Origin of the sequence: Enterobacter sp. JBIWA003, assembly GCF_019968825.1 — a bacterium.
Classification (GTDB): Bacteria; Pseudomonadota; Gammaproteobacteria; order Enterobacterales; family Enterobacteriaceae; genus Enterobacter; species Enterobacter quasiroggenkampii.
Map to the genome: position 1 here is coordinate 997,062 of NZ_CP074170.1, position 12,494 is coordinate 1,009,555.

The 12,494-nt window shown below is 59.9% G+C and carries 9 protein-coding genes, 1 tRNA gene and 1 pseudogene; 9 read left to right on the plus strand and 2 right to left on the minus strand.

Annotated features, from left to right (window positions below; genetic code table 11):
• Positions 1-12: 12 nt before the first annotated feature.
• The 9 genes and pseudogenes from dnaQ to KGP25_RS04775 all read left to right on the plus strand — a co-directional run bounded on the left by dnaQ (position 13) and on the right by KGP25_RS04775 (position 9,106).
• Positions 13-744, plus strand: coding sequence for a DNA polymerase III subunit epsilon (gene dnaQ / locus KGP25_RS04735; RefSeq protein ID WP_048029949.1), 732 nt, complete (start codon positions 13-15; stop codon positions 742-744).
• A 132-nt stretch (positions 745-876) separates the two neighbouring features.
• Positions 877-953, plus strand: a tRNA-Asp gene (locus KGP25_RS04740).
• A 379-nt stretch (positions 954-1,332) separates the two neighbouring features.
• Positions 1,333-2,051 (plus strand): annotated as a pseudogene (locus tag KGP25_RS04745) (FCD domain-containing protein).
• The gene (locus KGP25_RS04750; protein ID WP_223540042.1) at positions 2,048-3,061 is read left to right on the plus strand and encodes an ABC transporter ATP-binding protein; all 1,014 of its coding nucleotides are present in this window, start codon (positions 2,048-2,050) and stop codon (positions 3,059-3,061) included. The pseudogene KGP25_RS04745 and the gene KGP25_RS04750 overlap by 4 nt, the downstream one beginning before the upstream one ends.
• On the plus strand, positions 3,058-4,140 hold the full coding sequence (locus tag KGP25_RS04755) for an oligopeptide/dipeptide ABC transporter ATP-binding protein (RefSeq protein WP_045909855.1): 1,083 nt from the start codon (positions 3,058-3,060) through the stop codon (positions 4,138-4,140). Before KGP25_RS04750 ends, KGP25_RS04755 begins: the two co-directional genes overlap by 4 nt.
• A gap of 2 nt (positions 4,141-4,142) precedes the next feature.
• Positions 4,143-5,657 carry an ABC transporter substrate-binding protein gene (locus KGP25_RS04760; RefSeq protein ID WP_074167081.1) on the plus strand — a complete coding sequence of 505 codons (1,515 nt, stop codon included), beginning with the start codon at positions 4,143-4,145 and terminating at the stop codon, positions 5,655-5,657.
• A gap of 18 nt (positions 5,658-5,675) precedes the next feature.
• Complete coding sequence (locus tag KGP25_RS04765) at positions 5,676-6,617, plus strand: ABC transporter permease (protein WP_206805699.1); 942 nt, start codon at positions 5,676-5,678, stop codon at positions 6,615-6,617.
• A 2-nt stretch (positions 6,618-6,619) separates the two neighbouring features.
• A complete protein-coding gene (locus KGP25_RS04770) occupies positions 6,620-7,495 on the plus strand; it encodes an ABC transporter permease (RefSeq protein WP_045909854.1) in 876 nt (291 codons plus the stop codon).
• 9 nt (positions 7,496-7,504) lie between these two features.
• Entirely contained in the window at positions 7,505-9,106 is a 1,602-nt protein-coding gene (locus KGP25_RS04775) for a gamma-glutamyltransferase family protein (protein ID WP_063620866.1), read from the plus strand.
• A 57-nt stretch (positions 9,107-9,163) separates the two neighbouring features.
• Here the strand turns inward: KGP25_RS04775 and KGP25_RS04780 are convergent, their stop codons facing one another.
• Complete coding sequence (locus KGP25_RS04780; protein ID WP_045909852.1) at positions 9,164-9,934, minus strand: amidohydrolase; 771 nt, start codon at positions 9,932-9,934, stop codon at positions 9,164-9,166.
• Positions 9,935-10,042: 108 nt separating this feature from the next.
• Positions 10,043-12,487 (minus strand): acyl-CoA dehydrogenase FadE, encoded by a 2,445-nt coding sequence (gene fadE, locus KGP25_RS04785; protein ID WP_048029959.1) that lies wholly within the window; start codon positions 12,485-12,487, stop codon positions 10,043-10,045.
• Positions 12,488-12,494 lie beyond the last annotated feature (7 nt).

Sequence of the window (12,494 nt, forward strand, 5' to 3'; positions counted from 1 at the left end):
TAAATGACCGCTATGAGCACTGCAATTACTCGCCAGATCGTCCTCGATACCGAAACCACCGGTATGAACCAGATCGGCGCGCACTACGAAGGGCATAAGATCATCGAGATCGGCGCCGTTGAAGTGGTGAACCGTCGTCTTACGGGGAACAACTTCCACGTCTACCTAAAGCCCGATCGGCTGGTGGACCCCGAAGCGTTCGGCGTTCACGGTATTGCCGATGAGTTCTTGCTGGATAAGCCGACGTTTGCGGATGTGGCTGACGAGTTTCTGGAATACATCAAGGGCGCCGAACTTGTCATCCATAACGCCTCGTTCGATATCGGCTTTATGGACTATGAATTCAGCAAGCTTAATCGTGATATCCCGAAGACGAACACCTTCTGTAAGGTAACAGACAGTCTGGCGCTGGCGAGGAAGATGTTCCCCGGCAAGCGTAACAGCCTGGATGCACTTTGTTCGCGCTACGAGATAGACAATACCAAACGAACGCTCCACGGGGCGTTGCTCGATGCCCAGATCCTCGCCGATGTCTATCTGACGATGACCGGCGGGCAGACGTCAATGAAGTTCAGTATGGAAAATGAGTCTCAGCAGACGCAGGGCGAAGCGGGTATTCAGCGTGTTGTCCGTCAGGCAAGCCGGCTACGGGTTGTTTTAGCCAGTGATGAAGAGCTGCTTAACCACGAATCCCGTCTTGATCTGGTGCAGAAGAAGGGCGGCAGCTGTCTCTGGCGTGCCTGAAAAAACGCCGGAATGCCTGTAAAATCATCGTTTGGGCGATTTTTGCAGCAAACGATTCAAAACGCGAGAAAAAGCGTTGACGAGATCGGAGGCGCACCGTAATATGCGCCTCGTTCCCCAAACGGGAACAGTGGAGCGGTAGTTCAGTCGGTTAGAATACCTGCCTGTCACGCAGGGGGTCGCGGGTTCGAGTCCCGTCCGTTCCGCCACTATTCAGAAGGCCTGAATCAGAAATGATTCAGGCCTTCGTCGTTTCCGCGTTCTGTAATCCCATACTCTCACTTATCGTTAACAAAAAGTTAATATCAATGGTGCAATTAATCAACAATTGCACGGTTGCAGTGCGTTATTTGCACTATTGTTGTGCATTTTGCCACCATGACTCTCTTCAGACCTCATTCAGAGTGTGTCTTTCTGTAAAAATAATTCACGCAGAATCATTTGGTTATCTCGCGTTTGCCAAAAAAATACCGAACCAATTACGTATTGGTTTGGTTATTGCTTAATCATTAGCACGATAAGCTTCATTCCATATCAATAACTTATCGTTAATAAAAATAAAGCAATGATGAAAGCGAGCGAACCAATATGGAAAAACCGTCACGGTTTCTGGCCAATTCCAGCACCGCGCTTGAGCAGTTGCGCGGGCTAATCAACCAGCATGAGTCAACACCAGGCATTCCGCTGCCCACGGAACGTGAGCTGTCGGACACTCTCGGCGTAGGGCGACGTGAAGTCCGTCGTGCGCTGGATGTGCTGGAAGAGGAGGGGCGTATCTGGCGTAAGCAGGGCAAAGGGACCTTTATCGGCCCGTCAGCACCTGTTGAACCGCTGGCCCTTCAGGGACTGGTGCAGCAAACCAACCTGCTGGAAGTGATGGAAGCTCGTCTTCAGCTTGAACCCGGCCTGGCCCGGCTGCGGCACTGCGTGCCACCAGGGAAAACCTCGCGCTTATGCAGCGCATGCTGGAACGCATCGATAAGGTCAGCCCGGATGACCGCGATCTTAACGAACTCTGGGATAGCGCCTTTCACCGGGCGATTGCCGAGGCTGCGGGCAACCGTCTGATGCTCGGCCTGTTTGATGCCATTGATGCCGTCAGACGTGAACCGGGCTGGCAGCATCTGCGCGAATTAGCCCGCACGCCCGAACGTGTCGATAGCTATAACGACCACCATCACAAGATCATGGCGGCGATTATCCATCGCCAGCCTAATGAAGCTGCGGCCGCCATGCGCGAACACCTGCTCAGCCTGCAAACCGCCCTGATTCAGGCTATCCACCTTGAGGACGACTTCACGCCATGACGACAATCCCCTTTAAGGACGCCACGCCCGTACTGCAAGTCCAAAACCTCAACGTTACGTTCGCGGGCTCACCGGTTAGCGTGCTTGACGGTATCTCATTGACCGTCAGGGCGAGTGAAACGCTGGCGCTGGTGGGAGAGTCCGGCTGCGGGAAAAGTATCACCTCACTGGCGCTGATGGGGTTACTGCCCGCCAGCGCAGGGATCGTCAGCGGGGAGATGCAGTTTCGCCGCCACGATCTGCGCAAGCTCTCGCCGCGGGAATATGCCGATCTGCGCGGCAGCGAGCTGGCGATGATTTTCCAGGAGCCGATGACCTCGCTCAATCCGGCGTTTACGCTGGGCGATCAGCTGAGTGAAGCGGTCATGCGACACCAGGACATCTCGCGCGCAGAGGCGATGAAGGTCGCGCTGCAGATCCTCGAGAAAGTGCAGATCCCGGCGGCAGAGATGCGTCTCAAGGCTTATCCTCATCAGCTTTCCGGCGGCATGCGCCAGCGCGTGATGATTGCCATGGCGCTGATTAACCATCCCAAATTGCTGATTGCCGACGAACCGACCACCGCGCTCGACGTCACCATCCAGGCGCAAATCCTCGCCTTGCTCAACGCCCTCAAAGAAGAGACCGGCACGGCGGTGCTGATGATCACCCACGATTTAGGCGTGGTGGCCGAAGTGGCGCAGCAGGTGGCGGTGATGTATGCCGGACAGGTGGTAGAGCAGGGCAGCGTTGAGGCGATATTTGCCGATCCGCAGCACCCGTACACCATCGGCCTGATGGGGTCGATTCCCTCCCTTGGCGCACGTAAAGGCCCGCTTTCCACCATTCCCGGTTCGGTACCTCTGCCGGAATCCATGCCGAAGGGCTGTCGTTTTGCCACCCGCTGTCCGTTTGCGCAGGCGCGCTGCCATGATGAAAAACCGCAGCTCGCCACGCTCGGCGCGGGCCATCAGGTTGCCTGCTTCCGCGTGCCGCTCGAACACCACATCGCCCTGGGAGAGACCGCATGACCACACCCATTCTTGAAGCACGGGACCTCAGCAAGCTGTTCCCCGGTCCGAAAAAACTCTTTACCCCGGCCCGGTTCGTCACGGCGGTCGATCGCGTGTCGCTTGCGGTCATGCCGGGCGAAACGCTGGCGATTGTCGGCGAGTCCGGTTCCGGAAAATCCACGCTTGGCCGCCTGCTGCTGCGCCTGCTGGCCGCCAGCGAAGGGCGCGTGTTTTATCAGGGGGAAGAGATCACCCACGCCTCGGGCGCGCGGCTCAATCAGCTCCGCCGCGAGCTGCAGATCATCTTCCAGGATCCCTTCGCCTCCCTGAACCCGCGCATGACGGTGGAGCAGATCGTCGGCGAGCCGCTGTGGCTGCATCAGAACATGAAAAAAGCGGATCGCCAGTACCGCGTTGCCGAGTTGCTTAAAACCGTAGGCCTGCCCGCCGCCTGGGCCGGGCGCTACCCGCACGAGTTTTCCGGCGGGCAGCGCCAGCGTATCGGCATTGCGCGCGCGCTGGCCTCGGGACCGAAGCTGCTGCTGGGCGATGAGCCGGTATCCGCGCTGGACGTCTCCGTTCAGGCGCAGGTGGTCAATTTGCTGGAAAGCCTGAAGCAGCAGCTGGGGTTGACAATGGTGATTGTCGCCCATGGTCTGGCGGTGATCCGCCACATGAGCGACCGCGTGGCGGTCATGTACCTCGGGCAAATCGTCGAGCTCGCCACCGTGGATGAGATATTTGACGCGCCGCTTCATCCTTATACGCAGGCGCTGATCGCCTCGGCGCCGCAGATGCAGCCGGGCGCTGAACGCGCCGCGCCGCTGCTGCAGGGGGACTTACCGAACCCTGCCAGCCCGCCGTCCGGCTGTCGTTTCCACACCCGCTGCCCCTACGTCACCGACGAATGCCGCCAGGTCGAGCCGATTAATCAGGTGCTCGATGGCGGGCGTCAGGTTGCCTGCCACCGCTGGCAGGAGATCAACCGCGATCGCAGCGTTATCCAGATCGCACCGCCATCCGCCGCTTTTCTGCGCCGCCGCGCGCTGTTTGAACACGCGGCCACCCATTCATCCCTTCCTTCAAGGAACTCATGATAATGACAATGCGTAATTCTCTGTTGACCGTACTGGGAAGTGTTATGTTGCTTGGCGCGGCGCTGCCCGCCCATTCTGAAAGCGTGCTGCGTATTGGCCTGGGGGCAGATCCGGACATGCTCGACCCACATCTGGCGCGCACCTACTATGGCCGCTTCGTCTTCGCCTCCCTGTGCGACAGGCTGGTGGACGTGGATGAAAATCTGAAGGTCGTCCCCGGTCTGGCCAAAGACTGGGCGTGGAGTGACGACGGTAAAACCCTGACGCTCAATCTGCGCGAAGGCGTCACCTTCCACGACGGTGAGAAATTCGATGCCGCTGCGGCAAAATACAACCTCGACCGCGCCCTGACCCTGAAAGGCTCCCTGCGTAAGAGCGAGATCTCCTCTGTTGAATCGGTCGAGGTCACCGGCCCGATGCAGATTGCGCTGCACCTGAAGACCCCCGATGCCGCGCTGTTGATGCAGCTCACCGACCGCGCGGGTGCAATGATGGCCCCCGAGGCGGCGAAAAAGCCTGACTTTGCTGCCCATCCCGTCTGTTCTGGCCCGTATAAATTCGACAGCCGCGTATCTCAGGACCGCATTGTTCTGACCCGCTTCGACAACTACTGGAACAAAGACGCCTACCACTTCGACAAAATCATCTATCTGCCGATCCCGGATGCCTCCGTGCGCCTCGCGAACCTGCGCGCGGGCGATCTCGATCTGACCGAAGGGATTGCTGCCAGCGACGTGAAAACCGTCGAAGCCGACAGCAAGCTGGCGCTGGCGAAGGTAACGGGCCTGGGCTATCAGGGCATCACCTTCAACATCAATAACGGCAAGGTGCCAGCTAACGACCCGTTCAAAGATGCCCGCGTGCGCGAGGCTTTCTCGCAGGCTATCGACCGCGATGCGCTAAACCAGGTGGTCTTTGAAGGACTGTATACGCCAGCCAACCAGGCGTTTTCGACGGTCAGCCCGTATCACGTCAACCTGCCGGTCCCGCCGCGTGACGTCGACAAGGCCAAAGCGCTGCTCAAAGCGGCTGGCGTCAGCGCGCCGCTGACCGTCAACCTGCTGGTGCCGAACAACCCCACCTCACAGCAGGTGGGGCAGGTGCTGCAGGCGATGGTCGCCGAGGCGGGCTTTAACCTGAACCTGCAGATGACCGAATTCGCCACGCTGCTGGACCGCCAGCAGAGCGGGGACTATCAGCTGAGCTTCTCCGGCTGGTCGGGGCGCCCGGATCCGGACGGCAGCATCTACGGCTTTATCAACAGCAAAGGCACCCTGAACGACGGCCGCTACAGCAATGCGCAGGTCGATGAGTGGCTGACCCAGGCGCGCCAGAGCACCGACCAGGCTGCGCGCCAGCCGCTGTACGACAAGGTGGTGAAACAGCTGCAAACGGATATGCCGATTGCCTACCTCTACTTCGAGCCGCGTATTTTTGGCCTGAACAAAAGCGTGCAGGGCTTTAAGCCGTACCCGGACGGCATCGTGCGTCTGGCTGGCTTAACGCTGGCGAAATAACCGTCCTGAGGAGAGCCCATGCTGGAACTGATTTGCAAACGTCTGCTGCTGGCCGTCCCGACGCTACTGCTGGTGAGCATGATGGTGTTTGGGCTGCAAAAGCTGCTGCCCGGCGACCCGCTGATCGCCATGGCCGGCGAGGAGCGCGACCCGGCAGTTATCGCTCAGCTGCGCGCGGAGCTGAACCTCGATGCGCCGATCCCCGTGCAGTATTTCCACTGGCTGACGCGGGCGCTGCAGGGCGATCTGGGCGTCTCCTTACGCACGCATGAGCCGGTGACGCAGCTGATTGCCAGCAAGCTGCCGGTTACGCTGGAGCTGTCGCTGCTGGCGATGATTATCGCGCTGGTGTTTGGCATCAGCATGGGGATCCTCGCGGCGGTGAACAAAAACAGCTGGGTCGATCACGGGGCGAACTTCGTGGCGATCTCGGGGATCTCGATCCCGCACTTCTGGCTGGGGATCCTGCTGATTCTGGTCTTCTCGGTGAACTTGCAGTGGCTCCCTGCGTCCGGCTATGTGCCATTCAGCGAAGATCCGCTCCAGAACCTGCGCACGCTGCTGCTGCCCGCGTCCGTGCTCGGAACGGGCCTTGCGGCAACGCTGATGCGCCATACCCGCGCCTCGATGATTGCCGTGCTGAAAGCGGATTACATCCGCACCGCGCAGGCGAAAGGGCTACTGCCGAAAGCGGTGATCCTGAAGCACGCCTTTCGCAACGCGCTGGTGCCGGTAATCACCCTCACTACGCTGCTGTTTGGCGAGCTGCTGGGCGGCGCGGTGCTGACCGAGCAGGTTTTCACCATTCCGGGCTTTGGCAAGATGATCGTTGACTCGGTATTCAACCGTGACTATGCGGTGGTGCAGGGCGTGGTGCTGATCGTGGCGATCGGTTTCCTGATGCTGAACCTTCTGGCCGACGTGCTCTACGTCCTCATCAACCCGAAAATGCGAGGTTAACCATGGCAGAACTGACGACGCAAACCGCTGTGCCTGCGCTGCCGCGGGCGCAAAACCGGGTGCTGAAGAAATTCCTCGGTAATAAAAGTGCGGTTATTGGCGCGGCGGTGGTGGGATTCTTTGTACTGGTGGCGCTGCTGGCGCCGTGGATCGCCCCGTTCGATCCGGTCAAGGCCAACTTCCTGGCGGTGCGCAAAGCGCCCTCGGCGATGTACTGGTTCGGCACCGACGAGCTGGGGCGCGACATCTTATCCCGCATTATCTGGGGGGCGCGCACCTCGCTGATGGCGGGCTGTATGTCTGTGGTGATTGCCGTGGTTATCGGCGTACCGCTGGGGCTGGTGGCGGGCTACTTCCAGAAGATGTGGGACGGCGTCATCTCGCGCGTGATCGAGGCGCTGCTGGCCTGCCCGTTCCTGATCATGGCGATCGCGCTGGGGGCATTTTTAGGCCCGAGCCTGACCAACGCGATGATCGCCATCGGTCTTTCGGCGATGCCGATCTTCGCCCGCCTGACGCGCGGGCAGGTGATCGCCATTCGCAACGAAGAGTATATCGACGGCGCGCGGGCGATTGGCCTGCCGGATCGCTGGATCATCATTAAGTATGTCCTGCCCAACGTGATGTCGCCGATCCTGGTACAGGCCACGCTGGCGATTGCCTCGGCGATAATCGCTGAAGCCAGCCTGTCGTTCTTGGGGCTGGGACAGCAGCCGCCCAATCCGTCCTGGGGCTCTATGCTCAACACCGCCAAAGGTTTTCTTGAGCAGGCCCCGTGGATGTCCATTTTCCCCGGTGTGGCGATTTTCCTTGCCGTGCAGGGCTTTAATTTACTCGGCGACGGGCTGCGCGATGCGCTCGATCCGCGCCATGACTAAGGAGTCATGATGACCAAAGCGCTTGATTTTACGTCCGGTTACGATTCACGACGCCCGCCGATGCTGGGCCATAACGCCGTTGCAACGTCTCAGCCGCTGGCGGCGCAGGCGGGTATGAAGATGCTGCAGCTGGGCGGGAATGCCGTGGATGCGGCCATTGCCACCGCGATGGCGCTGACGGTGGTCGAGCCGACCGGCAACGGGATCGGCAGCGACGCCTTTGCCATCGTCTGGGACGGAGAAAAGTTGCACGGCCTGAACGCCTCCGGTCGTTCGCCTGCGAGCTGGCATGCGGATCTGTTTGCCGGAAAAACCGCAGTGCCGGAAATCGGCTGGGACGCGGTGACCGTGCCGGGCGCGGTATCCGGCTGGGTCGCCCTGGCGGAACGCTTCGGCACGCTGCCGCTGACCACGCTGGCGCAGCCCGCCATTGACTACGCGCGCAACGGCTTCCCGGTCTCCCCGCTGATTGGGCATCTCTGGCAGCGCGGCTATCACAAGCTGAAAGATCAGCCGGGCTTCAGCGCCTGCTTCGCGCCGGAAGGCCGCGCCCCGCGCGTGGGGGAGATCTTCCGTAACCCGGCGCAGGCAAACTCGCTGGAGCTGATCGCCCGCACCAACGGCGACGCCTTTTACCGCGGCGAGCTGGCGCAGAAAATTGCCGCCTTCGCCAAAGAACATGGCGCGCACCTGACGGCTGAGGATCTGGCCAACCATCGCGTGGACTGGGTAGAGCTGCTGTCGCGCGACTTCGCGGGCGGTTCGGTGCAGGAGCTCCCGCCTAACGGTCAGGGGATCGCCACGCTGATCGCGCTCGGCATTCTTGAGCAGTGCGGCATTGAGAAGCATCATCCGGATTCCGTGCAGTCTCTGCATCTCTCCATTGAGGCGATGAAGCTGGCGCTGGCGGATCTCGACCGCTACGTGGCGGACGAAGAGCACATGGCGTTCGCGGCAAAAGAGCTACTGAGCGACCATTATCTGAAGTCGCGTGCGGCGCTGATCAACCACGACAGCGCGTCTGATTTTGTCTACGGTTCCCCGACGCAGAGCGGCACGGTCTACATCAGCACCGCGGACGCCAGCGGGATGATGGTCTCGTTTATTCAGTCCAACTATATGGGCTTCGGTTCAGGCATTGTGGTGCCGGATACCGGGATCAGCCTGCAAAACCGGGGCTGCGGATTTGTGCTGGATCCTGAGCACCCGAACGCGCTGGCGGGCAGCAAGCGCCCGTTCCATACCATCATTCCGGGCTTTGCGATGGACGGCAACGGCCAGCCGCTGATGTCCTTTGGCGTGATGGGCGGCCCGATGCAGGCGCAGGGGCACATGCAGATGGCGCTGCGCATCATGCTGCACGGGCAAAACCCGCAGGCGGCAATCGACGCTCCGCGCTGGCGCGTAGTGCAGGGCAGGGAGGTGATCGTTGAATCGACGTTCGATCGCAACACGATTGCCGCTCTGCGCGAGCGCGGGCATCAGATCGTGGTGGAAGATCCGCTTCAGGATTACAACTTCGGAGGCGCGCAGGTGATTTACCGCCTGCCGGAAGGACACTACGTGGCCGCGACGGAAAGCCGCAAGGACGGGCAGGCGCTGGTGAGTTAAAAGAAGCGAGCAACATTGGTAGGCCGGGTAAGGCGTAGCAGCCACCCGGCTTTTTTTTCACTCAATGCTAAAAGGATCCGCATCCTGCCACGCCGGAAACTTCTCCCGGTACTCCTTCAGCGCCGTTAACGATAATTCGGCATCAATACGCGTCGCCTGATGCGGCTCGGCGGTGGCGATGATCTCGCCCTGCGGATTCACCACCCGGCTGTCGCCGCGATAGTGATGCCCGTTGCCGTCCGTCCCCACGCGGTTACAGCCCACCACGTACGCCTGGTTCTCAATCGCGCGCGCCACCAGCAGCGATTGCCAGTGCAGGGAGCGCGGTGCAGGCCAGTTGGCAACATACAGCGCCAGGTCGTAATCGTTGCGGTTACGCGACCACACCGGGAAACGCAGGTCGTAGCAGACCAGCGGCAGAATACGCCAGCCGCGCCATTCGAACACCACGCGCTCGTTACCGGCCTCATAGTGATGATGCTCATCCGCCATGCGGAACAGGTGGCGTTTATCGTAAAAATGCACGTTCCCTTCCGGCTCCACCAGCAGGAAGCGGTTCACCGGCCCGCGTTCGGTCTGCAGGGCGGCGCTGCCGGCGATCAGCGCATTAGTCTGCTGCGCTTTGGCGTGCATCCAGGCGACCACCTCATCCTGAGGCATTGACTGTTTTGCCGCTTCCATGGCGAAGCCGGTGGTGAACATTTCCGGCAGGACAATCACATCACGCCCGGTAATGTCTTCCAGTTGACGATCAAAGTGGCGCAGGTTGGCGGGGCCATCCATCCACACTAAAGGTTGCTGCAAAATAGAAATCTTCAGACCAGGCACAATTCAGACTCCTCAAACGACCACTTTTTGACACTGTAGCACGACATAACGAGAAAATGTGGCAATAAAAAACCCCGCGCGAGGCGGGGTTTGTATAAGCGAAACGCGTTATGCCGCTTCAGGTTTGCGGTGCTTCTCCGGCAGCTTTACCGGCTGCGTCGCCAGCTCATCCGGTTCGAAATCATCCACGTTAATGCTGCGCAGACGGCTCTCTTCGGCTTTCACCAGCAGAGCAGCCTCATCTTTGCTGATAATGCCCCCGGCCAGCGCCTGTTTTGCCAGTTCGTCCAGACGGGTAAACGGCAGGTTTTTGCCCAGCTGTTTACAGATCTTCTGGTGAATCGGATCGGCGGCCATCACGTCCAGCAGCGCTTCTTCCAGCAGACCCACCGGGTTATGCGGCGTCGGTGCCAGATACTGACCGCGACCGATGCGGGAGCGGGTTGCGCTCGGAACCTGCAGGATCTTCGCCACTTTGTGGTCCAGCTTGTCGGACGGCGCCAGATGGTGACGACCGGTCGGGAAGATCACCACGCGCAGGGCGCCTGCCACGAAGCGGTTCGGGAAGTTCGCCAGCAGATCGTCAATCGCCTGTTCAGCCTGATACAACGCATCCTGCACGCCCCAGTGCACCAGCGGCAGATCCGCTTCCTGACGGCCTTCGTCGTCGTAACGTTTCAGGACCGCAGAGGCCAGGAAGATCTGGCTCAGCACATCGCCCAGACGGGCAGAGATACGTTCGCGACGCTTCAGGCTGCCGCCCAGCACCGCCATGGAAACGTCAGACAGCAGGGCCAGGTTGGCGCTCAGACGGTTCAGATGCTGATAATAACGTTTAGTTGCATCGCCGGTCGGCGTGGCGCTGGTAAGACCGCGCGTCAGGCCCAGCCAGAAGCTGCGCACCTTGTTGCTGCCCACGTGACCGATATGTTTGAACAGCAGCTTATCGAAGGCATCCACGTCGTTGTTCTGCGCAGCGGCCATCTCTTCCAGCACGTATGGATGGCAGCGAATTGCGCCCTGACCGAAGATCATCATGCTGCGGGTCAGGATGTTTGCCCCTTCCACGGTGATGGCAATCGGTGCGCCCTGATAGCCGCGCGCCAGGAAGTTGCCTTCGCCGAGCATAATGCCTTTACCGCCTGCAATATCCATCGCGTCAATGATTGACTGCTGCGCGCGGTGGGTACAGTGGTACTTCACAATGGCGGACAGTACGGCCGGTTTTTCGCCCAGCATAATACCGTAGGTAATCAGCGTGGCGGCGGCGTCCATCACGTAGGCGTTGCCCGCGATACGCGCCAGTGGCTCTTCGATACCTTCCATCTTGCCGATGGAGATTTTGAACTGACGGCGGATGTGCGCGTAGGCACCAATCCCCATCGCCACCGACTTCAGACCGCCGGTTGAGTTAGACGGCAGGGTAATACCGCGGCCCACCGACAGACATTCCACCAGCATACGCCAGCCCTGACCGGCCATTTTCGGGCCACCGATGATGTAGTCAATCGGCACAAAGATATCCTGGCCGCGGGTCGGACCGTTCTGGAACGGCACGTTCAGCGGGAAGTGACGACGACCAATCTCGACGCCTGGGGTAGAGGTCGGGATCAGTGCACAGGTAATGCCCAGATCTTCTTCGCCGCCCAGCAGTTTTTCCGGGTCAGAGAGCTTAAAGGCCAGACCCAGCACGGTGGCGATAGGGGCCAGCGTGATATAACGCTTGTTCCAGGTCAGGCGCATGCCCAGCACCTGCTCGCCCTGCCACTCGCCCATGCAGACCACGCCGGTATCCGGAATCGCGCCCGCATCGGAGCCTGCTTCCGGGCTGGTCAGCGCGAAGCAAGGGATTTCCTGACCGCGTGCCAGACGCGGCAGGTAGTGATCTTTTTGCTCTTCCGTACCGTAATGCTGCAGCAGTTCGCCCGGGCCTAAGGAGTTAGGCACGCCAACGGTAATCGCCAGGATCCCGGAAACGCCTGCCAGCTTTTGCAGCACGCGAGCCTGAGCGTAAGCGGAGAACTCCAGACCGCCGTACTCTTTCTTAATGATCATCGCGAAGAAGCGATGCTCTTTCAGGTACGCCCACAGTTCTGGCGGTAGATCGGCCATTTCATGGGTGATAGCAAAGTCGTTCGCCATACGGCAGGCTTCTTCTACCGGGCCGTCAATAAACGCCTGTTCTTCCGCGGTCAGACGCGGCTGCGGGTAGTTATGCAGCTTTTTCCAGTCCGGATTGCCCTGGAACAGGTCGCCTTCCCACCAAGTGGTGCCCGCATCAATCGCCTCTTTTTCAGTGCGCGACATTGGCGGCATCACTTTGCGGAAGCCTTTGAACACCGGTGCAGAGATCATTGATTTACGCATCGGGGCAAAGTTAAACGGCAGAAGGATGATGGCAAGAGGGACTAAAAGCCAGATATTCCAGAGACCTGCGACGCCAAGCGCAGCCGTCCAGGCCAGAAGAATCAGGCTGCTCAGGAATAAACTTACGCGGTGATAGAACAACACACCGAGCAGAACAACGGTTGCGAGAATGCTCAAAATCATCATAAAGAAA

What these genes read in the sequence shown, in the direction of transcription:
- dnaQ (WP_048029949.1), top strand. Translation starts at nt 13, where the DNA reads ATGAGCACTGCAATTACTCGCCAGATCGTCCTCGATACCGAAACCACC.
- KGP25_RS04750 (WP_223540042.1), top strand. Translation starts at nt 2,048, where the DNA reads ATGACGACAATCCCCTTTAAGGACGCCACGCCCGTACTGCAAGTCCAA.
- KGP25_RS04755 (WP_045909855.1), top strand. Translation starts at nt 3,058, where the DNA reads ATGACCACACCCATTCTTGAAGCACGGGACCTCAGCAAGCTGTTCCCC.
- KGP25_RS04760 (WP_074167081.1), top strand. Translation starts at nt 4,143, where the DNA reads ATGACAATGCGTAATTCTCTGTTGACCGTACTGGGAAGTGTTATGTTG.
- KGP25_RS04765 (WP_206805699.1), top strand. Translation starts at nt 5,676, where the DNA reads ATGCTGGAACTGATTTGCAAACGTCTGCTGCTGGCCGTCCCGACGCTA.
- KGP25_RS04770 (WP_045909854.1), top strand. Translation starts at nt 6,620, where the DNA reads ATGGCAGAACTGACGACGCAAACCGCTGTGCCTGCGCTGCCGCGGGCG.
- KGP25_RS04775 (WP_063620866.1), top strand. Translation starts at nt 7,505, where the DNA reads ATGACCAAAGCGCTTGATTTTACGTCCGGTTACGATTCACGACGCCCG.
- fadE (WP_048029959.1), bottom strand. Translation starts at nt 12,487, where the DNA reads ATGATGATTTTGAGCATTCTCGCAACCGTTGTTCTGCTCGGTGTGTTG.